The organism is uncultured Granulicatella sp. (assembly GCF_963515095.1).
Lineage (GTDB): Bacteria > Bacillota > Bacilli > Lactobacillales > Aerococcaceae > Granulicatella.
This window is the reverse complement of the sequence record NZ_CAUPXD010000011.1, coordinates 19,650-45,656: the sequence shown is the minus strand read 5'-3', so window position 1 is coordinate 45,656 and position 26,007 is coordinate 19,650. Positions and strand designations below refer to the sequence as shown.

The 26,007-nt window shown below is 31.8% G+C and carries 27 protein-coding genes, 7 tRNA genes and 1 pseudogene; 31 read left to right on the top strand and 4 right to left on the bottom strand.

Annotated elements, in window-relative coordinates:
• Positions 1-58: 58 nt before the first annotated feature.
• The 24 genes from RWL86_RS04150 (at position 59) to RWL86_RS04035 (ending at position 17,150) form a co-directional block, all read left to right on the top strand.
• Positions 59-131: transfer RNA gene (locus RWL86_RS04150), tRNA-Phe, on the top strand.
• 3 nt (positions 132-134) lie between these two features.
• Positions 135-215, top strand: a tRNA-Tyr gene (locus RWL86_RS04145).
• Positions 216-239: 24 nt separating this feature from the next.
• Positions 240-310 (top strand) — tRNA-Trp (locus RWL86_RS04140).
• 13 nt (positions 311-323) lie between these two features.
• Positions 324-396: transfer RNA gene (locus RWL86_RS04135), tRNA-His, on the top strand.
• Positions 397-405: 9 nt separating this feature from the next.
• Positions 406-477, top strand: a tRNA-Gln gene (locus RWL86_RS04130).
• 18 nt (positions 478-495) lie between these two features.
• A tRNA-Cys gene (locus RWL86_RS04125) sits at positions 496-566 on the top strand.
• 6 nt (positions 567-572) lie between these two features.
• Positions 573-656: transfer RNA gene (locus RWL86_RS04120), tRNA-Leu, on the top strand.
• Between the two features lie 93 nt (positions 657-749).
• On the top strand, positions 750-1,655 hold the full coding sequence (locus tag RWL86_RS04115) for a phosphotransferase (RefSeq protein WP_314077310.1): 906 nt from the start codon (positions 750-752) through the stop codon (positions 1,653-1,655).
• Between the two features lie 23 nt (positions 1,656-1,678).
• Entirely contained in the window at positions 1,679-2,362 is a 684-nt protein-coding gene (locus tag RWL86_RS04110; protein WP_314077311.1) for a methyltransferase domain-containing protein, read from the top strand.
• A 72-nt stretch (positions 2,363-2,434) separates the two neighbouring features.
• Positions 2,435-3,088: an NAD(P)H-dependent oxidoreductase gene (locus RWL86_RS04105; RefSeq protein WP_314077309.1), complete on the top strand. Its 654-nt coding sequence runs from the start codon at positions 2,435-2,437 to the stop codon at positions 3,086-3,088.
• A 607-nt stretch (positions 3,089-3,695) separates the two neighbouring features.
• Entirely contained in the window at positions 3,696-4,256 is a 561-nt protein-coding gene (locus RWL86_RS04100) for a sigma-70 family RNA polymerase sigma factor (RefSeq protein ID WP_314077308.1), read from the top strand.
• 95 nt (positions 4,257-4,351) lie between these two features.
• Entirely contained in the window at positions 4,352-5,395 is a 1,044-nt protein-coding gene (locus RWL86_RS04095; protein ID WP_314077307.1) for a rod shape-determining protein, read from the top strand.
• 18 nt (positions 5,396-5,413) lie between these two features.
• Complete coding sequence (gene mreC, locus RWL86_RS04090) at positions 5,414-6,262, top strand: rod shape-determining protein MreC (RefSeq protein WP_314077306.1); 849 nt, start codon at positions 5,414-5,416, stop codon at positions 6,260-6,262.
• A complete protein-coding gene (gene mreD, locus RWL86_RS04085) occupies positions 6,262-6,846 on the top strand; it encodes a rod shape-determining protein MreD (RefSeq protein WP_314077305.1) in 585 nt (194 codons plus the stop codon). The genes mreC and mreD overlap by 1 nt, the downstream gene beginning before the upstream one ends.
• Before the next feature lie 110 nt (positions 6,847-6,956).
• A complete protein-coding gene (locus tag RWL86_RS04080) occupies positions 6,957-7,295 on the top strand; it encodes a YlbF family regulator (RefSeq protein ID WP_314077304.1) in 339 nt (112 codons plus the stop codon).
• Between the two features lie 110 nt (positions 7,296-7,405).
• Complete coding sequence (locus tag RWL86_RS04075; RefSeq protein WP_314077303.1) at positions 7,406-8,620, top strand: DNA repair exonuclease; 1,215 nt, start codon at positions 7,406-7,408, stop codon at positions 8,618-8,620.
• On the top strand, positions 8,610-11,294 hold the full coding sequence (locus RWL86_RS04070) for an AAA family ATPase (protein WP_314077302.1): 2,685 nt from the start codon (positions 8,610-8,612) through the stop codon (positions 11,292-11,294). Before RWL86_RS04075 ends, RWL86_RS04070 begins: the two co-directional genes overlap by 11 nt.
• Before the next feature lie 15 nt (positions 11,295-11,309).
• Entirely contained in the window at positions 11,310-12,266 is a 957-nt protein-coding gene (locus RWL86_RS04065) for an HD domain-containing protein (RefSeq protein WP_314077301.1), read from the top strand.
• Positions 12,267-12,388: 122 nt separating this feature from the next.
• Positions 12,389-13,753, top strand: a complete 1,365-nt coding sequence (locus RWL86_RS04060) for an FAD-dependent oxidoreductase (protein WP_314077300.1) — start codon at positions 12,389-12,391, stop codon at positions 13,751-13,753.
• Positions 13,754-13,763: 10 nt separating this feature from the next.
• Entirely contained in the window at positions 13,764-14,198 is a 435-nt protein-coding gene (locus RWL86_RS04055; protein ID WP_314077299.1) for an Rrf2 family transcriptional regulator, read from the top strand.
• A gap of 24 nt (positions 14,199-14,222) precedes the next feature.
• Positions 14,223-14,492 carry a GNAT family N-acetyltransferase gene (locus RWL86_RS04050; RefSeq protein ID WP_314077298.1) on the top strand — a complete coding sequence of 90 codons (270 nt, stop codon included), beginning with the start codon at positions 14,223-14,225 and terminating at the stop codon, positions 14,490-14,492.
• Between the two features lie 292 nt (positions 14,493-14,784).
• A complete protein-coding gene (locus RWL86_RS04045; protein WP_314077297.1) occupies positions 14,785-15,393 on the top strand; it encodes a class I SAM-dependent methyltransferase in 609 nt (202 codons plus the stop codon).
• 11 nt (positions 15,394-15,404) lie between these two features.
• Complete coding sequence (locus tag RWL86_RS04040; RefSeq protein WP_314077296.1) at positions 15,405-16,148, top strand: class A sortase; 744 nt, start codon at positions 15,405-15,407, stop codon at positions 16,146-16,148.
• Between the two features lie 15 nt (positions 16,149-16,163).
• Positions 16,164-17,150 carry a LacI family DNA-binding transcriptional regulator gene (locus tag RWL86_RS04035; protein WP_314077295.1) on the top strand — a complete coding sequence of 329 codons (987 nt, stop codon included), beginning with the start codon at positions 16,164-16,166 and terminating at the stop codon, positions 17,148-17,150.
• Between the two features lie 8 nt (positions 17,151-17,158).
• Here RWL86_RS04035 and RWL86_RS04030 read toward each other — a convergent pair whose 3' ends face one another.
• Complete coding sequence (locus RWL86_RS04030; protein ID WP_314077294.1) at positions 17,159-18,037, bottom strand: cation diffusion facilitator family transporter; 879 nt, start codon at positions 18,035-18,037, stop codon at positions 17,159-17,161.
• 197 nt (positions 18,038-18,234) lie between these two features.
• On the opposite strand from RWL86_RS04030, the gene RWL86_RS04025 reads away from it, so the two are divergent.
• The 3 genes from RWL86_RS04025 to RWL86_RS04015 all read left to right on the top strand — a co-directional run bounded on the left by RWL86_RS04025 (position 18,235) and on the right by RWL86_RS04015 (position 19,657).
• Positions 18,235-18,681, top strand: a complete 447-nt coding sequence (locus RWL86_RS04025; protein ID WP_314077293.1) for a flavodoxin — start codon at positions 18,235-18,237, stop codon at positions 18,679-18,681.
• A 54-nt stretch (positions 18,682-18,735) separates the two neighbouring features.
• A complete protein-coding gene (locus RWL86_RS04020) occupies positions 18,736-18,966 on the top strand; it encodes a hypothetical protein (RefSeq protein WP_314077292.1) in 231 nt (76 codons plus the stop codon).
• A gap of 163 nt (positions 18,967-19,129) precedes the next feature.
• Positions 19,130-19,657 carry a low temperature requirement protein A gene (locus RWL86_RS04015; RefSeq protein WP_314077291.1) on the top strand — a complete coding sequence of 176 codons (528 nt, stop codon included), beginning with the start codon at positions 19,130-19,132 and terminating at the stop codon, positions 19,655-19,657.
• A 260-nt stretch (positions 19,658-19,917) separates the two neighbouring features.
• Here RWL86_RS04015 and cadX read toward each other — a convergent pair whose 3' ends face one another.
• Complete coding sequence (cadX, locus tag RWL86_RS04010; protein WP_040802757.1) at positions 19,918-20,256, bottom strand: Cd(II)/Zn(II)-sensing metalloregulatory transcriptional regulator CadX; 339 nt, start codon at positions 20,254-20,256, stop codon at positions 19,918-19,920.
• Positions 20,257-20,267: 11 nt separating this feature from the next.
• A complete protein-coding gene (locus tag RWL86_RS04005; protein WP_314077290.1) occupies positions 20,268-20,882 on the bottom strand; it encodes a CadD family cadmium resistance transporter in 615 nt (204 codons plus the stop codon).
• 28 nt (positions 20,883-20,910) lie between these two features.
• Here RWL86_RS04005 and RWL86_RS04000 point away from each other — a divergent pair.
• Positions 20,911-21,040 (top strand): annotated as a pseudogene (locus RWL86_RS04000) (FanG protein).
• Between the two features lie 36 nt (positions 21,041-21,076).
• On the opposite strand, the gene RWL86_RS03995 reads toward RWL86_RS04000, so the two are convergent.
• Entirely contained in the window at positions 21,077-22,570 is a 1,494-nt protein-coding gene (locus RWL86_RS03995; protein ID WP_314077289.1) for a flavocytochrome c, read from the bottom strand.
• 438 nt (positions 22,571-23,008) lie between these two features.
• Here RWL86_RS03995 and trpX point away from each other — a divergent pair, with 438 nt between their 5' ends.
• From trpX to RWL86_RS03980, 3 genes are all read left to right on the top strand, one after another.
• Positions 23,009-24,049: a tryptophan ABC transporter substrate-binding protein gene (gene trpX / locus RWL86_RS03990; RefSeq protein WP_314077288.1), complete on the top strand. Its 1,041-nt coding sequence runs from the start codon at positions 23,009-23,011 to the stop codon at positions 24,047-24,049.
• Positions 24,050-24,227: 178 nt separating this feature from the next.
• Positions 24,228-25,118: an ABC transporter permease subunit gene (locus RWL86_RS03985; protein WP_314077287.1), complete on the top strand. Its 891-nt coding sequence runs from the start codon at positions 24,228-24,230 to the stop codon at positions 25,116-25,118.
• A 10-nt stretch (positions 25,119-25,128) separates the two neighbouring features.
• Positions 25,129-25,914 carry an ATP-binding cassette domain-containing protein gene (locus tag RWL86_RS03980; RefSeq protein ID WP_314077286.1) on the top strand — a complete coding sequence of 262 codons (786 nt, stop codon included), beginning with the start codon at positions 25,129-25,131 and terminating at the stop codon, positions 25,912-25,914.
• Positions 25,915-26,007 lie beyond the last annotated feature (93 nt).

Below are 26,007 nucleotides of genomic sequence, written 5' to 3'. Positions count from 1 at the left end.
TGCCTGCCTGTCACGCAGGAGATCGCGGGTTCGATTCCCGTCGGGACCGCTTTTTCCAGGCTCGGTAGCTCAGTTGGTAGAGCATTTGATTGAAGCTCAAAGTGTCGGCAGTTCGATTCTGTCCCGAGCCATCTGGAGGGGTAGCGAAGTGGCTAAACGCGGCGGACTGTAAATCCGCTCCTTAGGGTTCGGCAGTTCGAATCTGCCCCCCTCCATTCATTAAATAGTTTTAACTATTTAGGGGTATAGTTTAAAGGTAGAACAGCGGTCTCCAAAACCGTTAGTGTGGGTTCGATTCCTGCTACCCCTGTTATCATATTATGGCGATCGTGGCGAAGTGGTTAACGCATCGGTTTGTGGCACCGACATTCGGGGGTTCGATTCCCCTCGATCGCCCTTTTTTCTTGGGGTATAGCCAAGCGGTAAGGCAACGGACTTTGACTCCGTCATTCGTTGGTTCGAATCCAGCTACCCCAGTTTTTTTTATATAGAAATGGCGGTATAGCCAAGTGGTAAGGCAGAGGTCTGCAAAACCTTTATCATCGGTTCAAATCCGTTTACCGCCTTTATATGCCGGCGTGGCGGAATTGGCAGACGCGCTGGACTCAAAATCCAGTGCCCGCGAGGGCGTGCCGGTTCGACCCCGGCCGCCGGTACTACGTTAAAGCTAGAGATGTTGTTAAAGCAGCATTTCTAGTTTTTTTATATATAAAATTTTGTGAATCGAGTCTATATAAAGGAGGTAAACAATGAAAATACTAGATCAAATTGATAAATATCCAAAGGAGTTAGTTTCAAAAGGATATTCTGAAGAAGTGAAGTACAAAGTTATAGCTGATAAGAAATACTTTCTAAAAATCTCTCCTCAATCTTTTACTATGAAGAAGGAGTTAGAATTGAAATATATTTCAGATTTAAAAAATGAAATGAAATTTCCAAAATTAATAGAAATTAAGTATGAAAGTGATTCAATTCTTAGTTTATATGAATGGATTGATGGTGTTGATTTTCGAGAATACGTGACTCAACTAACGGATAAAGAACTCTATCTATATGGTATTCAAGCAGGCGAATTTCTAAAAAAGATTCATTTGATTTCTATTGAAGAATACTCAGACAATTGGGAAGACTATTATGTACAGAAATCAATGAAGAAGATTGACTCTTTTAGAAGGACGAATATAAATTTTCCTGAAATTGAAACTTTTATTGATTATATTGTTACTCATCAGTATTTATTACAGGATAGACCAATTTCATTATGTCATGGGGATTATCATGTTGGGAATATGATGATTGATTTGGAAACAAAAGAACTTGTTATTATTGATTTTGGCTCTTTAGAAATCGGTGATCCTATGGAAGAGTTTAATCGCATGATTTGGAATGCACAATTATCTGAGGAGTTTGCAACTGGATTAATTAATGGTTATTTTAATGGGAAGAATATTCCTGATGACTTTTGGAAATTAATGACTTATTATATGGCTTGTGATGTTGTGGGGTCTATTCCTTGGGCAGTAAATTATGGAAATGATCAGTTGACAATTATGCTTGAAAGGGCAAAAATAGTATTAGATTGGTTTGATAATTTTGAGCGTGTGATTCCAAAGTTTTATAAAAAATCTAAGTCTAAAAAGGATGATAATTTATAGTGAATATTCAACAATACAAACAAATGTTAGAGCAACCTTGGGGAAAGATTCAATATGAAATTACTTTTGCCCAATTGGTTCATTTAAAAAATAAAAAAATTTTAGATTTTGGTTCAGGATTTGGTTTAGTAAGTCAGTTTTTAGGAGAAAATAATGAAGTTGTTGCGATTGAACCAGAGAAAGAAATGCTGTTTGCTTATCCTAATCATACTTATAAGAAAATTTTAGGTAGCTTAGAGCAAGTGGAAAAATTTGAATCGGAATCTTTTGATATTGTTTTGTGTCACAATGTGCTAGAGTATATCGAAGAAAATAATCGAGAAAACTATCTTGCTGAATTAAAACGTGTTTTAAAACAAGATGGAAAATTATCTATTATCAAACATAACCAGGTTGGTAAAATTATGCAAGCAGTTGTATTTTCTAATGATGTAGATCAAGCATTGGAGTTATTGAAAGGAAATGAATTTAGAAGCGTCTCATTTAATTCTGGTACAACTTATACTATTGATAAATTATTAGAGATGTCAAAAATGAAATTGGAAAACTATCAAGCTATCCGTACATTTTATAGTCTACAGATGAATGAAGTAAAAACGAAAGATAACTGGTTAGAAAAGATGACTGAAATGGAACTTGCAGTATGTGATTTGTATCCGTATAAAGATATTAGTTTCTTACAACATATATGGCTAGTGAAGGAATAGAAGTCAAAGTTTCTTGTAAGTACTACGATCGTATGGTAGTGTTTTATTAACGAATTTAAAGGAGAATTTTTAATGAATAGAAATGAAGTTATTGAATTACAACATAAACGTTTTGCAGTAAAGAAATATGATCCGAATCGTCGTATTTCAGATGAAGATTGGGATGCATTAGTGGAAGTAGGACGTTTAGCTCCATCATCTCTTGGATTTGAACCTTGGAAAATGCTTCTATTAAAAAATGAACAAATGAGAGAAGATTTGAAGGAAATGACATGGGGTGGAATTAATAGTTTAGAAACTGCGAGTCATTTTGTTATTTATCTTGCTCGAAAGGGAGTTACTTATGATAGCCCTTATGTTGCAAAGTTGATGAAGGAAGTAAAAAATCGTGATTATGATTCAACTTCACGATTCGCATCACGTGTGAAGAGTTTTCATCAAATAGATGCTGATTTAAATGATGAAAGAACATTATTTGACTGGGCTAGTAAACAAACATATATTCAAATGGCAAATATGATGTCTGCAGCAACACTTCTAGGAATTGATTCTTTACCGATTGAAGGGTTTAATAGAGAAAAAGTAGAATCTTATTTAAAAGAAAAAGGTTACTTAAATACGGATGAATTTGGTGTATCCGTAATGGCAAGTTTTGGATATCGTGATCAAGAGATTACTCCTAAAGTTCGTTGGAATAAAGAAGTAATTTATGAGGTAATTGAATAGCTTGTAATTCCAACTTTAAACTGTTTAGAGAAATAGTAGAATTTCTTTAGACAGTTTTTTTGATTTTCAGAATATTTTTTTCTCTTCAAAATAGTATAGTTTGTGAATCAAAATATCATTTAAATAGAGTATCAAAATTATTTAATAACCAGATTAATTCCGAAAAATATTCAATATTGTATGTTGCATTAAAATTATTTTCTATTTTTTATTTGTTTCTAAGAGATTTTCTGGGAAATTATCCAATTTTTTGCTAGAATTTGTGAAAACTTTGTGAATAACTACGGATTCACAAATAGAATTTCGTATTTTTGAAAATTTTAACAAATCTTAAGAAATTAAAAGAGTCAATTTTCTACCCCGCAAGAAATCAATGATAAAAAATGATATATTCTCATATTTTTTCAAAATATTATTTATAAGTTTCTTTTTGAAGAATACTTAGAAATGAAAACAATTAATGAAAGATATTGTTTCGGATTAATTACCCTTCAACTTTCATTTTCATAATTTCAACGGTAATATTTCTACAAAAATACAGAAATATTCTTGAAGCTTTTCATACAAATATTATAATTAAAGTGAAGAAAAAATAGGAGGGATTCATATGTGTAGTATAGAGAAATTAGTTTTGGAAATTCAAAACGGGAATAATGAAGAAGCTTTTCCTCTTTTAATAGGAAAGATTAAACCTTTAATGTATAGCATTTATTATCGTCATTTTTATTACTGTGTTGAATTAGAAGATTTTATTCAAGAAGCTAGTTATTTATTGTTTTACACGGCAAAGAAATTTGATTTCAAAAAAGGTAAAGTATTTATTTCTTATTATGAACGTGCGTTAAAAAACTATGCTATACAATTAGTACGTCATGAACATAGAGAAAGAGTTGTTCCCGGTTCTTGCTTATGTAAGTATGATATTTCTAATCTTAAGTATCATGTGTCTGTTGAAGAAGAATTTTTATTAAAAGAAGAAATTCCAAATTATTGGCATTCTCTATCTTCGTTTGAAAAAGCAGTATTATTTCATTATATGAAAGGATATACATTTGAAGAAATTTCTAAAAAATCAAATAAATCTTTATCAGCCATTAAGAGTGCATTTAATCGTTGCCATAAAAAATTCAAATTGTTTTACGACAAAATACAGGAAGAAGAAATGTAAAATGGTAGCTAACTTTACAGAAAACTTTCTCTAGATTACCACAGGGACTAATATTTATTATTGCTCTATTGTATGATATACTATACAAGGTATATATGGTGTCTTTTAGGACACAAAAAGGAGGACCAGTTGTGGTTGCATTAAGTTTAAGAGCACAAAATATTGGAATTGATTTAGGTACAGCCAATACAATTGTCTATCTTGAAAATGAAGGAATTGTGACACGTGAACCATCAGTTGTCGCAAAAAATACAATTACTGAAGAAATTATAGCCGTTGGGCAAAATGCATTTGATATGATTGGTCGTACACCAGAAAATATTGTGGCAGTTAGACCAATGAAAGACGGTGTTATTGCAGATTATAATACAACAACAGCTATGTTAAAATATTTTGTACAATCAATTGTCGGCCGTTCTTTCTTTAAACCGATTGTAATGATTTGCGTCCCAAGTGGAATTACGGATGTTGAAAAAAGAGCAGTATTAGATGCTACTAAATATGCAGGTGCTAAAGAAGCATATGTTGTTGAAGAACCATTTGCAGCAGCAGTAGGAGCAGGCTTACCAGTTCAAGAGCCAACAGGAAGCATGATTGTAGATATTGGTGGAGGAACAACAGATGTAGCAACAATTTCATTAGGTGGAATTGTTAATAGTCAATCTATCCGTATCGGTGGTGACGAATTAAATGAAGCGATTATTTTACATGTTCGTAAAAAATATAATTTATTAATTGGTGAAAGAACTGCCGAAGATTTAAAAATTCAATTAGGATCTGCTTCAGTTGAAAAAGCCTCTGCTTATGGAAGTATGCAAGTTCGTGGACGTGATATGGTTACTGGATTGCCAAGAATTATTGAAGTTGAAGCTGTTGAAATTGCAGAAGCAATGAGTGAAATTATTACGCAAATTATCGATGCCGTAAGAGACGTTCTTGAACAAACTCCACCAGAAATTGCATCAGATGTCATTGATCATGGTATCGTATTAACAGGTGGTGGTGCCTTGTTAAGAAATTTAGCCGAAGTAATTTCTGACTATACTCAAGTACCAGCCTTTGTAGCAAATGATCCATTGGATTGTGTAGCATTAGGAACTGGAAAAATTTTAGCAAATCCGCTATTAATGAAAAAATAATGAAAAGGAGACTGAACAGTGAATCCAATATTTTCGAATAAGAAATTAATTGGTTGGGTTTTAGGTGGAATTGTAACACTTTTACTCATTACCTTTTCACTCACTGTTGGTAGTACTATTGTTTCGCAAGGTGTCAATGATGTGACGAATATTTTAGGAAGAATGCTTGCGTATCCTGCCAATAGTGTGAATGATTTTATGGAAAGTATTTCTAATTTGACAAATACTTATCAAGAAAATCAGACGTTAAAACAAAAAGTAGAAACAATCTATGAATTAGAAGTTCAACTAAATGACTTAAAAAAAGATAATGAAAAAATGAAGGAAGCATTGAAGTTACAAGATACTTTAAACGACTATACTTTAATTAACGCAACAGTCATTGCAAGAAATCCAGATACTTGGAGAGATATTGTTACGATTAATAAAGGAGCAAATGATGGATTAATTCCTCAAATGTCAGTTATGAGTGATAATGGTCTAGTAGGTAAAGTATTAGATGTAAATCCTACTAGTGCAAGAGTTGCATTATTATCGAATAATGATAATACATTAGTTCGTGTTGCAGCGATGATTCAAGGAGAAAAAGAATCGATTTATGGAACATTAACAGGGTATGACCATGAAAAAAATATTTTAATTATGAGTCAAATTCAAGCAACTCAAGAAATTAAAGTTGGAGATAAAGTTGTTACATCCGGTTTAGGAGGCGTATCTCCAAGCTCGTTATATATTGGTACAGTTGAAGAAGTTGCAATGGATCGTTTTGGATTATATAAAGAAGTTCGTATTAAACCAGCAGCAGATACAAATGATGTTCGTTATGTAACAGTGGTGAAGCGAACAAGTGAAAGTAGGACTGAATAATGCATACTTCGAAGCGTATTTATTGGTTACCCATTTTGATGATTATTGCTTTCTTATTGGACGGAGTTATCATGAATCATTTTTCTGTATTTTTGATTGAATCGGGATATACTCTTGTTCCTAGAATTGTGGTAATTACATTAATCTTATTAACTTTTATTATTGACCATTCAAGTATGTTTTGGTTTGCAGTAATGGTTGGATTTATGTATGATAGCTACTATTCTGGTATTTTAGGAGTTTATATGGCAATTTTTGCTGTTATTATTCGACTAATCGGTCATATAAGAGGGAAAATTAGTATTAATCCATTTACGTTAGGATTAGCTTTAATTTTCTTATTAACGATTACTGAAACAGGAGTATATATCATTTATACATTAATAGGGATTCAACATCTTTCAGTACAACAATTTTTAGTCCAACGTTTAGGTTCAAGTTTAGTATTAAATCTTGTTCTGTATTATTTATTATATATCCCTTTGAAAAAATTTGCTTTATGGGTACAAGCTGGAATTTCTCATGAGAAAATCTCATTGCGTGCAACTCGTAGAAATCAAGGAAATTCTTATCATTATCATTAACAAGAAGTCGGCTATATGCCGGCTTTTTTATGTACGAACATATGTGCGAAAAAAGTAGAAGAAAACGTTATAGTTATGTTATAATAAGTTTGGAAAAAGGAGGTATGATGATGAGCAATTTATACGATACAGCGAATCAATTAGAACGTGAACTTCGTCAATCAGATGAGTTTGCTGCAGTGAAAGAGGCTTTTGAGGCAGTACAACAATCAGAAGAAGCAAAAGCTTTATTTGAAGAGTTCCGTGATATGAATGTAAAATTCCAACAAAAACAAATGAATGGTGAAGAATTGACTGAAGAAGATATGGATTATGCAAATGATTTATATCAAAAAGCAAGTTCTAATGAAGCTATTCAAACATTAATGCAAGCAGAACAACGTTTAAATGTGATGATGCAAGATATTAATCGCATTTTAACAACTTCATTGCAAGAATTATATCAATAATTACATTGATCGAAACGGTCTTATTGATTTTTAGCCTAATGAAATCAAATTCATAATGGACTAGAAGTGAATAGACCGTTTTTTTATTTTTACACATAAGGAGTTTTTTTATGATTCGCTTTATTCATTGTGCCGATATACATTTAGGAAGTCCATTTACAGGACTTCAACAAAAAGATAGTACGATAGCATCTCAAGCAATTGATGCTACAAAAAAAGCTTTTTTAACGTTAATAGAAACAGCTATTGAATCTCATGTTGATTTTATTCTAATTTCAGGGGATATATTTGATTCAAGCCAACAACATATCCAAGAAAAAATCTTTTTGAAAGAACAATTTCAAAGATTGACTCAAGCAGGTATTTATACTTATTTAATTCATGGAAATCATGATTATGGAAGGTTTAATGAAGAGTGGAATAACGAGTTTGTAAAAGTTTTTAAAAAGGACGTTTCAACGGAAATACTGACCACTGTATCTGGTGAAAGTGTTGCTATTAGTGGATTTAGTTATGAAACAAGATGGATAACCGAGCCGATGGCTTTGCAATTTCCAATGAAAAATGAATTAGTGGATTATCACATTGGAATGTATCATGGTCAAACACGTACAACATCCGATTCATCTGGCGCTTATGCTCCATTTAAAGTTAGTGACTTAGAAAAGCTTCATTATGATTATTGGGCTTTAGGACATATTCATAAAGCAATGGATTTAGATGATAATGGAAGAATTGCATATTCTGGAACAATTCAGGGAAGAAGTTTTAAGGAAGTTGGTGAAAAAGGATTTTATTTTGTGACTTTAGATAAAAATTTATCAATGAAAAAAGAATTTGTGTCTTGTCATTCAATCGAATGGATGGAAATGGTATTTGAGTGTGAAGAAATTTCGTCGGTAGAATTTATTGTAGCAGAGTTATATCGTCATATTGCAAAGAAAATGTGGAATTCGAACAAGATATATTTATTAAAATATGTTCTTAAAGTAAGTAGAGGATTTAATCAATCATGGTTGAAATTAATAGAAGATATATTACAAAAAGAAATTGAAAAGAACTACATAAATTTACATGTAATAGAAATGGAAATTGAATATCAATCCTTCAAAGAAAAGAATCAGTTATGGATTGAATTATTAGAGGATGAAGAAAGTCATCAAAATCGATTTCTCGAAATTCAAACGATTGCGATGCAACACTCATTGTTGGCAAAATATTTTTCAAAAGAAATGAGTAGCGAATCATTTCAACATAAAATCGTTCAAAGAGCAAAATGTTTAATTGAAACTAATAGGGAAGTAGGTGATGAAAATGTACATTAAGCAAATAGAAATTTATGGATATGGTAAATGGTCAAAAGTGAAAATGGATTTTCATTATCAACTACAAATATTTCAGGGGAAAAATGAATCGGGGAAATCAACGTTACGTTCTTTTATTCAACATATGTTATTTGGCTTTCCAAAGAAAATTGCTGGAAAATACCTATATGAACCGATAAATGGGGAAATGATGGGAGGAAAAATTTGGTTAGAAGACACAACTGAAGGTTCATTAGTCATTGAACGAATGATAAAAAATGGAAAATTATGTTTTCGATGCGAAACAAATTTAGGAAAAAGTTTATCAGAAGATAAATGGAAACAAATGATTTCTTCAATAGATGAGAAACAATATGTACAAGTTTTTGGATTTAATAAAGAGCAATTAGACCAATTTCATTTTTCTTCAATAGAGGAGATGGATCAGTTTCTCTATAGTGTGAGTGTAACGGGTAGTGAAGAATGGATGAAATTATCGACGAAATTACAAAAGCAAGCCGATTCAATCTTCACTCCTAAAGCAGTGAAAAGAGTGATCAATCAGCAATTACAACAATTAGATTTACAAATGGGGAAAATTGAAGAGTTAGCACAAAATAATGATGTATATGAAGAGATACTTCAAAAATCTGAAAAGATGAAGGAAGAAATCCAGAGTCTTTCACAGTTGATTCAGAAAAAACAAGAAGCAGAAAGAAAACTTCAATTATTACAATCTCATTGGAGCAGTTATGAAAAATGGATAGAGTTAAGAAATAAGATTCATTTTAATCAGGAAGACTCTTGGAATCCAGAGTGGAAATACGAACTAGAAAGAAGTCGAATGGATTCTGAATGGAATGAGCAACAACTTCAACAATTACAAAAGGATTATCATTTATGGAAAGAGAAACATCAAAATCAGCAACAATTAAAAACAGATGAAAGATGGTCTCAGTTATTAAATATTTCTTTGATGGAAGAAGAAATTGAAGAAAAGATACTGCTTAGAAAAAAATTAAAATTAGAAGTAGAAGAATTGCAACAAAATATTTTAAAAGAAGAAAAAATGTGGAACATTCATCATGAATTTCTTCCAATAGAAATACCAGAACATGAACTGGAACGATTAAAAGAAAAGATTCATTATGAAAAATCTCTGAAATTTGCAGAAATAGAATTAGATAGTCGAATAAACCGTCTAAAAGAAGAACAAGAAAAAATTAAGAGTCATTCTGAAAAACAAAATAGCAACTATCATCGATTGAATGTTAATGGATTGTTGATGTTTAGTGGAGTAGTGGTTATTCTTTCTTCTCTGATGTTATTTACAAATCCTTTGTTAAAAGCAATTGGAGGAGTCATTGGTTTAATGATCAGTTTATTCAGTTGGATATATGGAAAAAAAGCTGTCCATACGAATCAGGTTAAGGACTATTTCTCAAAAAGATTAGAAGAAATCTCTGTTGAATTAGCAGAATATACGTTACAAAGAACAAATAATAAAGAAAAACTCGAGGAAATTTCACAGGAATTAGTTAGTTGGAGAAATAACTATGGATATGCTGACTCCAAAATATCAGTAGAACAACTTTGTCAAGGAGATGTTTTAAAATCTCTTCGATACTTTGTTAAACAGGCTCAAACAAAAGAAGAATCACTTCGACAAATGGAAAAAGAATTCATGCAATTACAGAAGAATTGGCAGTGGGTTTTTGAAATAAAAAAAGAAGCTATTCCTCAAACGATTGAATTAGAATGGAAATTATTAAAAAAAATCATTCAAGAAGTTCAAAATTCTTACCAAACAGAAATGATTCAGATGAATGAAGGATTAAAATTACAAGAACAAATTCATCAATTGTATCACGAAAAACAAGTGTTAGAGGAACAATTAGTAGCATTATTGAAGACAGCGAAAGTTCAAAATATGGAGGAATTTTATCAAAAAGAAGCAAACTATGAAGCAAATCGATTGCTTATTCAACAATATACTCAAATCAAACAAGCATTAGAACCATATTTAGAAGAACTTAAAAAGTTACAAAATCAAGAAGAATTAGAGAAAAAAATGAAAGAGACGCATCAATCATTAGTCACACTTCTTCAAAAAAATCAAATTTTATTAGAAGAACAAGCAAAAAATCTACAACAAATTCAACATCTAGCAACAGATGGAACATATCATGAACAAGTGATTCAATTTGAATTATGGAAGGCAGAAGTAGAAGAACAATTAGTGGAATGGGCAAGTTCTTTATATGCTTCAAAATGGATTTTAGAAAGCTTACAAAACCAGTTACCGACTCAAACAGATGAAGTGATTAAAGTAGCGGGTCATTATTTTAATCGATTAACCCAAGGTAGATATCAAGCTATTCAAATGAAAAATATGAAAATAGCTGTACAAAATAATGAAAAACAGTGGTTATTTGCGAGCGAATTATCAAGAGGAACTTTAGATCAATTATTAGTGAGTCTTCGATTGGCATTTATCGGTAATCTATCTTCTAAAGTTCCATTACCGGTGTTAATCGATGATAGTTTCGTGAATTTTGATAGTGAACGTAAACAGATTATGTTACAATTAGTTAAAGAGCTTTCAAGTAAAGTACAAGTAATTTATTTTTCATTAGATGATGAGCCATTTACAATTGATGAAACAAAAGCTAATGTAATAAGGTTACAAAGATAGAAAGAAGAGGAATTCATGGTAAAAAAATTATATGATTATGCAGTAGATGAACCGTTGGAGTTGTTTTTATTAATAAAAACAGCTGATGTGAGATTAGCAAAGAATGGAAAACCATTTTTAGCTTTTACATTCCAAGATAAGTCAGGGCAAATGGATGGAAAATATTGGTCTGCAACTCCAGAAGAAATTGAACGTTTTTCATCAGGAAGTATTGTTTATCTTGTAGGTAAAAGAGAAATTTTTAATGGAATGCCACAAATTAAAATTACAGGACTTCGTTTAGCTAGACCTGAAATGGGAGAACCAAGTGATACTTCAGATTTCTTAGAACATGCTCCAATGAAAAGAGAAGAAATGGAAACAGAATTAAATGCAATTCTATTTGAAATTATTAATCCAGTGATGCGAAGAATTGTACATAAAATTTTAGGGAAGTATCAGCAAGACTTCTTCGAATACCCTGCAGCTAAACGTCACCATCATGCTTTTGCTGGTGGATTAAGTTATCATACTTTATCGATGTTACGCTTAGCTAAATCCATTGCGGAACAGTATCCAGAAGTCAATCGTTCATTATTATTATCAGGTGTTCTATTACATGATATTGGGAAGATTATTGAATTATCAGGAGCTGTTGGAACAGAGTATACTCTAAAAGGAAAATTAATGGGGCATATTGTTTTAATGGATGAAGAAATTACAAAAGCCTGTGAAGAATTAGATATTGATCAAAGTCATGAAGATGTTGTTTTATTAAAACATCTAGTATTAGCTCATCATGGTAAATTAGAATATGGTTCGCCAGTTCGTCCATTATTATTAGAGGCAGAGATTTTACATCATGTTGACTTAATGGATGCAAGTGTCACAATGATTACATCAGCTTTACAAAAAACAGAACCAGGACAATTTAGTGAACGAATTTTTGGATTAGACAATCGAACATTTTATAAACCACGTACCGTAGAGTAGAAAATAAAAGTCTGTTTATCAGACTTTTATTTTTTTTGAGCAAAACTATTTACAAAATTATAAAATAGGTATATGATACTAACTGTAATCAAAAATATTACATTTAAAGAAAGGTGATTCATATGTCAAAAAACGTAAAAAATATTATTATCGGGTTTGGTAAAGCAGGTAAAACAATTGCTGCTTACTTAGGAACACAAGGAGAAGAAACAGTCTTAATTGAAAAATCTCCTGTAATGTACGGTGGTACATGTATTAATGTTGGATGTATCCCAACTAAAAAAATTGCAACAGCAGCAGCTCGTAAAAAATATAGCCAAGAAGATGCAGCTAGTTATTATAAAAAATCAATTCAAGAGAAAAAAGCTTTAATTGCAGCTTTAAATCAAGCAAACTATCAAAAAGTAAATTCAGCTCCAAATGTAACAATTGTAGATGGATTTGGACGTTTTGTAGATGAACATACAGTTGCTGTAGATACAGCTAATGGAGTAGAAGAATATGTAGCAGAAAGAATCTTCATTAATACTGGTGGTACTCCATTTATCCCACCAATTGAAGGATTAAAAGTTGGAGGACCAATTCATACAAATGAAACAATTATGAATTTAGAAGAATTCCCAGAATCAGTTGTTATTGTTGGTAGTGGATTTATCGGATTAGAATTTGCAGCAACATATGCACAATTCGGTTCAAAAGTAACAGTTGTAGATGTATTCGATGCATTTATTCCTCGTGAAGATGATGATGTTTCTGCAGCAGTTAAAGAACGTTTAGAAGAAATGGGCGTTACTTTTGAATTAGGAATTTCTGTTAAAAAAGTTGAAACAGAAGGTAACAAAGCAACTGTTTACTATGCTAAAAATGATGAAGAAAAAGTACTTGAAGCAGATGCAGTTTTAGTAGCAACTGGTAGAAAACCAAATATTCAAGGCTTAGACTTAGAAAAAGCGGGTGTTGAATTATCTGAACGTGGAGCAATTAAAGTAAATGAATTTTTACAAACAAATAAACCACATATCTTCGCATTAGGTGATGTAAATGGTGGACCTCAATTCACATTTATTTCACTAGATGACTTCAGAATCGTGAAAAATTTCTTATCAGGAAATAAAGAATATTCAACTAAAGAACGTTCATTAATTCCTACTTCAACATTTATTAGTCCTACATTATCAAGTGTTGGTTTAAATGAAAAAGCAGCGCAAGCAGCAGGAATTCCTGTGAAAGTTGCAAAATTACCAATGGCTGCTGTTCCAAAAGCAAAAATTTTAGGGAACCAAGTTGGATTCTACAAAGTTTTAGTACATGAACAAACAAATGAAATTGTTGGGGCAACATTATTTGCGGAAGAGTCTCATGAAGTGATTAATATTATTGCTACTGCTATTAAAGCTAAATTACCTTATACAGCTTTACGTGACCAAATCTTCACTCACCCAACAATGGCAGAAGCATTAAATGATGTATTTGGATTAATCAAATAGAGGATACAAAATGGGAAACGACTTTATAGTAATTATCCATTGTTTAACATATTTATCTGTTCATCATGATAGAAGATTTTCTAGTCAACAATTAGCGCATAATGCATGTAGTAATCCTGTTATTGTTCGAAAAGTGATGAGTCTAGCATCTTCTAAAGGGTATGTAGATGTTGTAAATGGAGCTAATGGAGGATATAAAATTCAAGTAGATCCAAAGGAGATTTTATTAGGAGATTTATTTATTTTAGTAGGAGAAGATCAACGATTGAAGAAACAATATCAATCAACTTTAGACGAAGTATGTTTGGTAGCGAATCATATATGTGGAGTTTTTTCAGACTTACAAGAAGAACAAATTAAAAATCAAATAGATTTTTATCAAAAACAGAGTATACTAGATGTTGTACAACGGTTACAAAAAAAGTCTGAACAAATCGAAGTTTAGGATTATATTGAAGGAGTGAGTTGAATGGAATTTGTAAAAGAAGAAAATGCATTTAGACATTATAATGCTGTAGGTGAAATGGACGCTGAAATTACCTTTCAAGTGGAAAAAGATGTATTGATTGCTGATCATACTTTTGTAGATCCAACTTATAGAGGACAAGGAATTGGGAAATTACTAGTCGATAAATTAGCGGATTATGCAAGGGAAAATCAGAAGAAAATCCATCCAACATGTCTATATATCGTTAATTTATTTAAAAAATATGATGAATATACCGATATAAAAATATAAAAAAAGTTAAAATTCATAAAAACAACATAAAAAATTCATACTTTCTTCATAATTAACCTTTATGATACAGCCATACCCAATAAAACACCTAAGGTTTACTTCTCCCAAATAAAAAATGAACTCCCAACATTTTTTATTAGTAAACCCTCCTAACCTTTTCCCGTTGTTAGAAATAGCAACGGGTTTTTTGGTATTAAAAATCGTTATAGAATGATTAAATTTTAATCATAAGTGTTGGAAGTTTGGAAAAGAAATAGTATAGTTAATTATTATAGAAGAAAAAGGAGAATTTATGGCAAATCATTATTATACAAAAAATCCAGATAGCATTAGCCAACAAAAACATTGGACATATCGCTTAAAAGGAAACACTCTTTCTTTTACAAGTGATAATGGAGTTTTTTCAAAAAATACCGTTGATTTTGGTAGTGAATTATTAGTTGAGTCTTATGATATTCCTGAGCAGTTTCAAAAGGCAAGTTTATTGGATATTGGCTGCGGTTATGGTACGATGGGACTTGCTTATGGAAAAGCTTATCCTGAACTATCCATTGAGATGATTGATGTTAATGAACGTGCTTTATTATTAGCAAAAGAAAATGCAATAAAAAATGGAATTCATAATGTCGAAATTCATGAAAGTAATTTATATGATGCTGTAAAAAAATCTCAATATGAAATCATTATTAGTAATCCGCCGATTCGTGCTGGAAAAACAGTTGTTCATACAATTTTAGAAAAAGCATATGATTATTTAGCTGAAAATGGACAATTAGTCATTGTTATTCAAAAGAAACAAGGAGCTCCAAGTGCTCAAAAGAAAATGGAAGAAGTATTTGGTAACTGTGAAAGAATTCAATGGGATAAAGGATATTGGATTTTAGTAAGTACAAAAATTTAAAGGAGATTGTTATGACAAGAACAGAAGAGATGAAAAAGAAAAAAAGAAAAAAAGGCTTTAATTGGAGAATATGGCTGGCAGGACTATTATTCATTATTGCCGGGGTACTATTTGCCGCTGGACCAATTCGTTCCTATATGCTAGCACAATTCCAACAAGAACATACACAACAATTAAGTAAAGTAACAGCAGCCGAAGTAAAAGAAAATGAGACTCAAGAAGCGGAGTTTGACTTTTCAACGGTTGAACCTTTAGATTTACAATCAGTTGTAAAAGCTAAAATGGATACTTCTAAGTTTTTAACTTTAGGGGCAATTGCTGTTCCAAGTGTAAAGTTAAATTTACCAATTTATAAAGGAATTTCTAACCCAGTATTATTAGCTGGAGCTGGAACAATGAAACCTACTCAAAAAATGGGAGAAGGTAATTATGCATTAGCGAGTCATCACTATTTTTCAGATGAACGTTTATTATTCTCTCCATTAATTAAATTAAAAGTTGGCGATAAAATCTATTTAACAGATATGGAATATGTCTATGAATACGAAACAACAAGTATTGATTTAGTGGAAGCTTATCAAGTAGAAGTGATTTATGATGTGCCAGGGAAAACGGAAATTACTTTAATTACATGTGATGATTTACAAGCATCTCATCGTTACAGTTTTAAAGGAAAATTCGTTTCAAAAACACCAATTAGTGATGTAACTGAAGATGTAAAACAAGCATTTAATATTGATTTTACAACATTATAAAGGTAGGTGGAGTGATTGGCGACTATTCAAGATATTGCGAAAAAAGCTGGTGTAACGAAGAGTACCGTTTCAAGATATTTAAATGGCGGATCGATTAGTTTAGAAACAGCGCAAAAAATTGAAAAAGTTATTAAAGAAGAAAATTATACGCCAAGTCCATTTGCTCGAAGCTTAAAAGCAAAATTTAGTTCTATGATTGGTGTGATTGTACCAAGAGTAGATTCAGCTGCCACTGCTCAGACATTAATGGGGATTGATGAAGTTGTTGAAGAATTAAACTATGAATTCATTATGAATAATGCCCGACAAGATAGTAAAAGAGAAATTAAAGCCATTGAAACTTTTGCTCGAAATAAAGTCGCCGGTATTATCTTAATTGCTACAGAGATTACTTCGGAACATATTAAAGCTATAAAAAAATGTCCGGTTCCTGTTGTCATTGTGGGGCAAGAACACGAGGAAATTCATAGTGTGGTGCATGATGACTATCAGGCAGGTTTTGAGTTAGTTCAAAAACTTGCAGAATTAGGTTATTATGAATTAACTTATGTGGGAGTTTCAAAACGAGATTATGCAGTTGGAGTTGTTCGTAAAGAAGGAATTTTCTCAGGAGCAAAAGCTCATCAATTTGAAAAAATTGAACAGCTAGAAGGAGATTTCTCATCTCAAAAAGCGTTGAACATCGGGATGGAATTATTTAAAGATCAAACACATTCTTTAGTCATTGCAGCAACTGATAAGATTGCAGTAGCTTTAATGAAAGCCGCTCAACAATGTGGTAGAAAAATACCTGATGAAGTTGCGATAGCTGGTTTTGGTGGATATGAAATTGGACAATTTATGAATCCGACATTAACTACGGTTGAATATCAGTTTAAAGAAGCTGGAAGAGTCTCGATGAAAGTTTTAGAAAAATTAATTCGAAATATTCCTTGCGAGATGAAAACCACGATTCCAGTTCATGTAAAATTAGGAGAAAGTACAAAAAAAGCTAGAAATTAGGGGAATTCCTAATTTCTAGCTTTTTTATAAGGTTCAACGTGAATATCTATGAAATTGATTCCGAAGTGTTCAGCAACTTCTGTTTCGATTTCCTCTGTTATTTCATGACTTCTCCATACTGTTAAATTAGGATCCATACAAACCGTTAAATCTAAATAAATATTAGAACCATATCGTCTAGCTTTCAATTCTTCAATACTTTTAACTTCTGGGTGGGAAAGTATGAGAGGTTTATATTCTTTCATTTCTTCTGGTTCGAATCCGTCCGTTAATTGGAAGGTACTTTCACTGAAAACATCATAAGCAGTTTTTAAAATCATTATTCCAACAATAAATGCCATCACTCCATCTAACCATGAGATTCCTAAGCTTGCTGCAAAAATAGCAATAGAAGTAGAAATACTTGTTAAGGCATCACTATAATTATCTTTTGCTGCTGCTCTTAAACCGATGGAATTTATTTTTTTAGCTAGCGAATGGTTAAACCGATAAACTCCATAAATAATCGTACCAGAAATAAATCCTACTATAGCAGTAATAATTGATGGAAGTTCGGGAGTTGGATTCATGATAGTATGCCAAGCATTTCTAATAACTTCTATCCCGATAATACACATAATGAAAGAAGTCATTAAACTCGCAATAGTTTCAAATTTCCAATGTCCATAGGGGTGATTTTTATCAGCAGGTTTTTGTGAAATTTTTAATCCGATAAATACTAAAACGGAAGATAAAACATCTGTTAAATTATTTAAACCATCTGCAAAGAGCGCTTGAGAGAAAAATAATTTTCCAAATACTAACTTACTAGTGGAAAGTAGGATATAGGTGATGATGCTAAGGATAGCTCCTCTTTCTGCCTGCTTTAATCGTTGAGTAGCGTTCATGTTATTTCCTCAATTCTGTAAAAAGTTATTATAAAATTATAACAAAAAAAGAGTGAAAATAAAAAGAAAATGCTATAGAAGGTAGTTTTATCTGAAAAGATGTATGAAAATGACATAAGAAATCTTTTCTTATGACTATCTCTTGAGGAATTCTTTTGGTATAATAAAATCAATTGAAACGAAAGAGAGTGAAGTAAATGGCAACAGCATTAATTGTATATGCTAGTTTAACAGGGAACACAGAAGAAATTGCAGATATTTTAGCAGAATCATTAGAAGAACAAGGAGTAGAAGTAGATATTAAAGAATGTACTTCCGCTACAGCAGATGAATTTCATGACTATGATATTTGTGTGGTCGCAACTTACACTTATGGTACAGATGGTGATTTGCCAGATGAAATCGTTGATTTTTATGAAGAATTAGAAGAAGAAGATTTAACAGGAAAAATCTATGGAGCATTAGGTTCTGGAGATACATTCTATGATAAATTCTGTCAATCCGTATTAGATTTTGATGAACAATTTGCTAAAACAGGTGCGACAAAAGGTGCAGAAAATGTATTAGTTGATTTAAATGCGGAAGAAGAAGATGTGAAAAATATCGAAGCTTTTGCGAAAAGCTTAGTAGAAAAATTAGGATAGAAAAGAAGGTAACAGTTTGGAAAAGAACTGTTACTTTTATTTATGGAGAAAAAGATGTATCAGACAATTGAAGGAATTGCGGAATATTTAGAAGTAGATATTGCGTATGTATTATATTTAATTCGTGAAAAACAAATTTCTACGATTACAGTGGATGATGAAGTTCTCATTAATCGATCTCAATTTAACTTTTTTATAAAGCAACGTCAAAAAATGATTGAAGAATACCAAAAATACTTAGATGAACCGATTCCGGAAGATATTGATATTAAGGATGAGGATTAAAAGAGGTGTTGTATGAAAGGGAAAAAAGTTTCGAACTATGAATTGTTTTTTGATTTAGTGTTTATTCTTACGACAAGTGGGGTTGTTGGGAGTTTACATATATCGTAAGTTTTGAAAGGATTCTAAGTTTTGTCGTTTCTACTTTATCTATTTGGCACATTTAGTGGAACGAATGCAATTAATTACGATTTTAACAGTGGGAGAACTGGTTATTGCTATTATTAAAACGTATCCATTGTCAGAACATTTCCTTTTGTCAATTCTTACATTTGTAATGGTTGGATTTTTATTCGTTTCTTATGTTTATCAAACGGCTATTCGAATGAATCATCATCAAGAAGTTGCAGCAGCACCGTTAGTGTATTTACATATTGCTATTTTAATTGCTATTAACATTATAACGGCTGGAGTTGAGATGTATTATGAGGGGCAGTTATTAAATATAGGAGTCTCAATGATTCTAATTGGAATTACGGTTTTTTATTTATGTTTATATGGAACAACGCGGTATAACAAAGATGAAGTGCAATTAACAAAGGGAATTATAAAAGCCTATATACTGGTATATTTGATTTTTACAACACTTGCAATTATCTTTAACAGAAATACAGAAATTTTTTATTTAGCTTTGGCGATACAGGCCGTTTTAATGGTTTTTATTTCAGTAGATTATAGAAGAGAAGAAGAGTAAAAAGAGATGTATCAGACAATTGAATGGATTGTGTAAGTGTTATATTTAATTCGCAAAGAAAATTTCTACGATTACAGTGGATGATGAAGTCTTCATTATAAAGTGACTCCAAAAAGTCTAACTTTTTGGGGTCACTTTGCTTTAAATTATTCTTTTTTCTTAAACATTTGATACAAGTAGGTATTTCTTGTGAGTAATTTTCATCAAAAAATTTCATAGAGTGGCTTCCTAGAATCATGGAAAAGTAGTAAAAATAGTTGTTATCCTAGTTGATTAAAAAAATCCCTGATTTCCTCATCTTTTATAAAATAATATATAATTTTCCCCTCTCTTCTAGTGCCCAAGATGTTTTGATTGGCTAGTTTACGAAGATGGTGGGAGGCAGATGCCATACTGAGATTTAGTAAACAGGCTATATCACAGACACAGAGTTCTTCAACAGCAAGGAGATAAAAGATGATATTTATCTGTTTATTATCGGTAAATTTTGATAAAATGCGAAGTGATTTTTGGACTTTTTCCTTTTCAAGGTAGTTCGTTGCGGTTGTAACATTTTGTTGATTTATAACATCCACTTGGCAGATACTATCTTTTTTCATAATTTTTTCTCCTAGCCGAACACAGTCCTTAGCATGTCAAAGCTGTTGTTTTCAATCAGGATATACATCCCCAATCCTAAATAAACAACGGCAATAAACCATCTGCTATATTTTTCCAAAGTTTCTCCAACAGAAGGGACTTGTGCCAATTTTTGGGCAGAAAAAACCAAGAGATAAATCATGACTAGAAAGGTAAGTAAAGCCACTATCAAATTCGCTAAATTTAAGGTAATAAAATATGGGACAAAAACACCAATATTGTCAGCACCACAACTTGCAAAAGTAATCATAGCGACTAGAAAAATCAGGTTTTTATTATCTTTGCGCAAACCATCTTTTGCAATAGCTTCTCCATCAGAATCTCCTAAAAGCAAAACTTTGAGTCCTAGGAAAATTGGAATCAAACCGAGCAAACCTAAAATCTCTTTACTAGGAATATAATTTAAGACAAATGCAAAAAGTAAACTTAGCAATATTAGACTAACAGAGCCTAGAAATTGTCCTAAATAGATGTTAATGATGTCTTTTCTGCTTTTTCTTTTGGCAAAAAATAACATTAGGATAATAAGTAAGTCTACGGCTGTCCCAGAATAAAGGATTATTGAAGTAATAACATTTTGGATCATAAAACACCTCATTCAAATATATTTTTGAATGTATTTTAATATTAAACTTTGTAGATGTCAACTTTCAACTCCACCAAGATATAGATAAGAAGTTGGTGTACCAAACATTAAAAAGCCCTGCCATCGAAATGATAGCAGGGCTTAACTTCAATATCTAAATGATATATTTATCTAAAAAAGATAGAGTAAATCAATTATTTTAAGTAAGCAGCGGCTTGTGCTCCAGCTTGACGTCCAAAGATGATGATGTCAGCTACAGCGTTACCACCGATACGGTTAGCACCGTGAACTCCACCAGTTACTTCACCAGCAGCGTATAATCCGTTGATAACAGAACCGTCTTCTTTTAATACTTGAGCGTTTGTATTAATTTTCAAACCACCCATTGTATGGTGAATACCAGGTGCGATTTTGATTGCGTGGAATGGACCAGTTGTTAAGTCGTGATCCATAGCAGTTGAACGACCAAATTCGCTATCTTTTTTATCAGCAACAGCTTTGTTCCAAGCTTCTAAAGTTGCTTTTAAGTTTTCAGCAGGTACACCAATTTCTTTAGCTAAACCTTCTACAGTATCAGCAGTTTTTACTAAACCACGTTTTTGATAGAATTTAACAGCTTTAGCACGATCAGTTAATGCATTATCTAAAATTAAGTATGCATATTTTTCTGGTAATCCGATAATTGCTTGAGATACTTTATCACGAGTTTCCATTTCATTGAAGAAACGTTTACCGTCTTGGTTAACAAGGATTGCACCTTCACCACGAACTGATTCAGAAATTAATGTTGAAGTTGATTGTTCAACAGTAGGGTGAATTTGAATTTCTCCCATATCTACAGTTGCAGCACCGATTTCTTTGGCTAATACAACACCGTCACCAGTTGAACCTTTTTGGTTTGTTGTTACAAATCCGTTTAATTCAGGTTTGTATTCAGTAACCATTTCCATATTTGCACCGAAACCACCAGTTGTTAAAACAACAGCGTTTGAAGCAATTGTTTTTTCTTTTCCATCGATAGTAACGTTAACACCAGTAACTTTACCATCTTTTTCGTTTACTTTGTTTACAACAGCATTTACGAAAACTGGGATTTCACGTTCTGAAGCATTACGTAATAATCCAGCTACTAAGTATTCCCCTACAGCTGAACCATCAGCAGGACGGTGAGTACGTTTTTCGCTCATACCACCAGTAGTTGTTAAGTTACTTAATGTAATTCCCATAGAATCTAACCAATCAATGGCTGAAGCAGAGTTGTCTACTAAGTAGTGTAATAATTCAGGATTGTTTGTTCCATGTCCACCTTTTAAAGATTCTTCGTAGAATTTATCGTTTGAATCTTTAATACCTTCAGCTTCTTGGAATTTAGTTTGAGAGGCATTCATCCCTGCAGAAGATTTAGTTGTATTTCCTCCTGCTGTTGCCATTTTTTCTAAAACAACTGGGTTTTTACCAGCTTCTTTAGCTTGGATAGCAGCTGATAAACCAGCACCACCAGAACCAACGATTACAACATCATAGCTGTCTTTTAATGTTGAAGGATCCGCATATTTTTGAGCAGATGCACTAGCAACAGCTTCTGTTTTAGTCGTCTCCTTTGTTGTTTTTGTAGTACTACTATTTCCGCAAGCAGATAATAATAGAACTGAGGCGAAAGCTAAACTAGCCATAAGACTTTTTTTCATCTCTATTCTCCTTTTTGTGAATAATTTTTTTTGCCTTAAATATCCTATCATAATTTTCATAAATTTTCAATATTTGATAAAAATGTTGCAAAAAAATGAAAAAAAGTTGTTGACATTTGATATAAAACGGTGCATAATAACGACATCAAACGAAAAGGAGTTAGGAACATGAACCAAGTATTAGTATTACAATTAAATACTCGTTGGCAAAGCCACTAGATACAGGTTGTTCTTAACGTACATTTTGTACATATAGATACAACCTTCATTGACGTGAAATTGTATCTATGTGGAAATTTAAACATGAATGAACTCGACCACGTAGATTCTCATAAAAATGAACCTACGTGGTCTTTTTGTATTAAGAGACCATAAATGGTCTCTTTTTCTTTATCGAGTTCATTCGAAAAAGTTTTATTTACATTGGAGGAATTTATTATGAAAAAAAATAAAGGAATTTTAGGATTTGCATTAGCATTATTAGTCGTATTATTAGGATCATTAGTTTACAACACAGTACAAAAATCATCTCAAAAAACAACAAATACACAGCAAGTAGCACAAACAACAACACAAGATAAAAAAGTGAAATTAGGGGTATTACAATTATTAAGCCATCCAGCGTTAGATGCAATCTATCAAGGAATTCAAGATGAATTAGCTAAAGAAGGTTATGAAGCTGGTAAAAATTTAGAAATTGACTTCCAAAATGCACAAGGGGACCAAAGTAACTTAGCATCAATGAGTGAAAAATTAGTTTCTAATAAAAATGATGTCATTGTTGGGATTACAACACCTGCAACATTATCATTAGCAAATGTAACAAAAGATATTCCAATCGTAATGGGTGGGATTACTTATCCAGTAGAAGCAGGATTAATTAAAGATGAGAAAAAACCAGGAAACAACATTACTGGGGTTAGTGACCGTACACCAATTAAACAACAATTAGAAATTATGAAACAAGTGATTCCAACATTAAAAACAGTTGGTATTTTATATACATCAAGTGAAGATAACTCAGTAAAACAAGCTAAACAAGCAGAAGAAGATGCTAAAGCTTTAGGATTAGAAGTAAAAGTTGCGACAATTGCAAATACAAACGATATTCAACAAGTAACAGAAAGTTTAGCAAGCCAAGTAGAAGCAATCTTTGTTCCAATCGACAATACAATTGCAAGTGCAATGGCAACAGTTGTAAAAGCAACAGATGCTAAAAAAATTCCAGTATTCCCATCTGCAGATACAATGGTTGCTGACGGTGGAGTGTTAGGTTTAGGGGTTGACCAATACCAAATCGGTGTAGAAACAGCTAAAATGGTAGTAGAAGTATTAAAAGGTGCTAAACCAGCTGATACACCAATTAAATTAGCAAATGAAGGTGTCATCTACTTAAATGAAGAAAAAGCGAAAGAATTAGGAATTACAATTCCAGCAGATATTGCTCAAAAAGCACAAAAAGTTACTGCTAAAAAATAATTTTAATCAAAAAGTCTAGAGGGTTAAACATTATTGTTGAGGGAGAGGATAGAAAGTTCTCTTCCCTCAATGATTTATAAAATAAATGACATATAATGATAGCTAATACCGTTTGTATAAGGTATAGTTATCTAAGGGATTTTGATACATATAGATTTGACAGAAAAGGAAGGAAAATATGGATTTAGTTATTTCAGCGATTTCTCAAGGGATACTTTGGGGAATTTTATCATTAGGTTTATTTATTAGTTTTAGAATTTTAAATATTGCAGATATGACAACAGAAGGGAGCTTTCCATTAGGAGCAGCAACTTGTGTCATGTGTATTCAACACGGTGTACATCCTCTTCTAGCAACATTTATTGCGATGTTTGTAGGCGCCTTAGCAGGATATGTTACAGGATTTTTAATTACTGTTTGTAAATTACCTAGCTTATTAGCCGGAATTTTAACAATGACAGGGTTATTATCGGTGAATTTAAGAATTATGGGTCGTCCAAATTTATCCTTATTAAATTATAAAACGATTTTTAGTTTTTTAGAAGGAATGGAGTTACCGAAGTATTTTGATATTATTTTAATCGGAATTGTATTTGTCGGAATTTTAATTGCAGCGATGTATATCTTTTTCGCAACTGAAATTGGTCAAGCATTAATTGCTACAGGGGATAATGAAAAAATGGCCATTTCTCTAGGGATTAACACAAATCAAATGACAGTATTTGGCTTAATGTTATCCAATGCGTTAATTGCGATGGCGGGAGCTGTTTTAGCCCAAAATAATGGCTATGCAGATGTGAACTCTGGTTTAGGAACAATTGTTATTGCCTTAGCAGCGATTATTATTGGAGAAGTAATTTTTGCAGATGAATCATTCGTAGGAAGATTAGTATGTATTATTTTTGGTTCGATTATTTATCGTTTATTACAAGCATCTATTTTACGATTAAATATTTTTGATCCAAATGATTTCAAATTATTATCTGCAGCATTAATTGCTATTTGCTTAACAATTCCGCAAATTAAACAAGCGATTTACAAAATTAGTCATCGTAAAAGTGTACAATAGGAGGTAGAAGATGGATATTAGAATTGAAAATGTTCATAAAACATTTTACCCAAATACAAATAGAAGTCATGATGCGTTAATCGATATGAACTTGACGATTCACAAAGGGGATTTTATTACTATTGTTGGAGGAAATGGTGCAGGAAAATCAACCTTTTTAAATGCCATTTCGGGAAGTTTTCCATTAGATAAAGGACATATTTATATGGGAGAATCAGCGATTGAACAAACAGCTGAATACGAAAGAGCCAAATATATTAGTCGTGTTTATCAAAATCCTTTACAAGGAACAGCACCTCGTATGACCGTTGCTGAAAATCTTTCTTTAGCTTTAAGAAGAGGACTAAAACGTGGATTGAAAAAAGGATATACTGCTGAAGAATTAGAACAATTTAAAGCATTATTAACTCCTTTACAATTAGGATTAGAAGAACGATTAGATGCAGAAATTGGATTATTATCTGGTGGACAAAGACAGGCAGTTTCATTATTAATGGCTACATTACGAACTCCTGAATTATTATTACTAGATGAACATACTGCTGCACTAGATCCAAAAACACAACGCAAAATTATGCAATTAACAAAGGAAATTATTGAAGAGAAAGAATTAACTGCTTTAATGATTACGCATAATTTATCAGATGCATTAAGATATGGAAATCGTTTAATGATGATGCATCGTGGAAAAATTATTCGAGTGTTCGAAAAAGATGAAAAAGATGCATTAACAGAAGAAAAATTATATCAATTAATGGCAGAATTAGACGAATCAGATTTCAATCAAGAATCTTAATGAGAAGAAAGCAGACATTTGTAATAAGTGTCTGCTTTTTTATACAGAAATTTTTTATCATTTTAGATTTACAGTTTTTATTCTAATGGAATT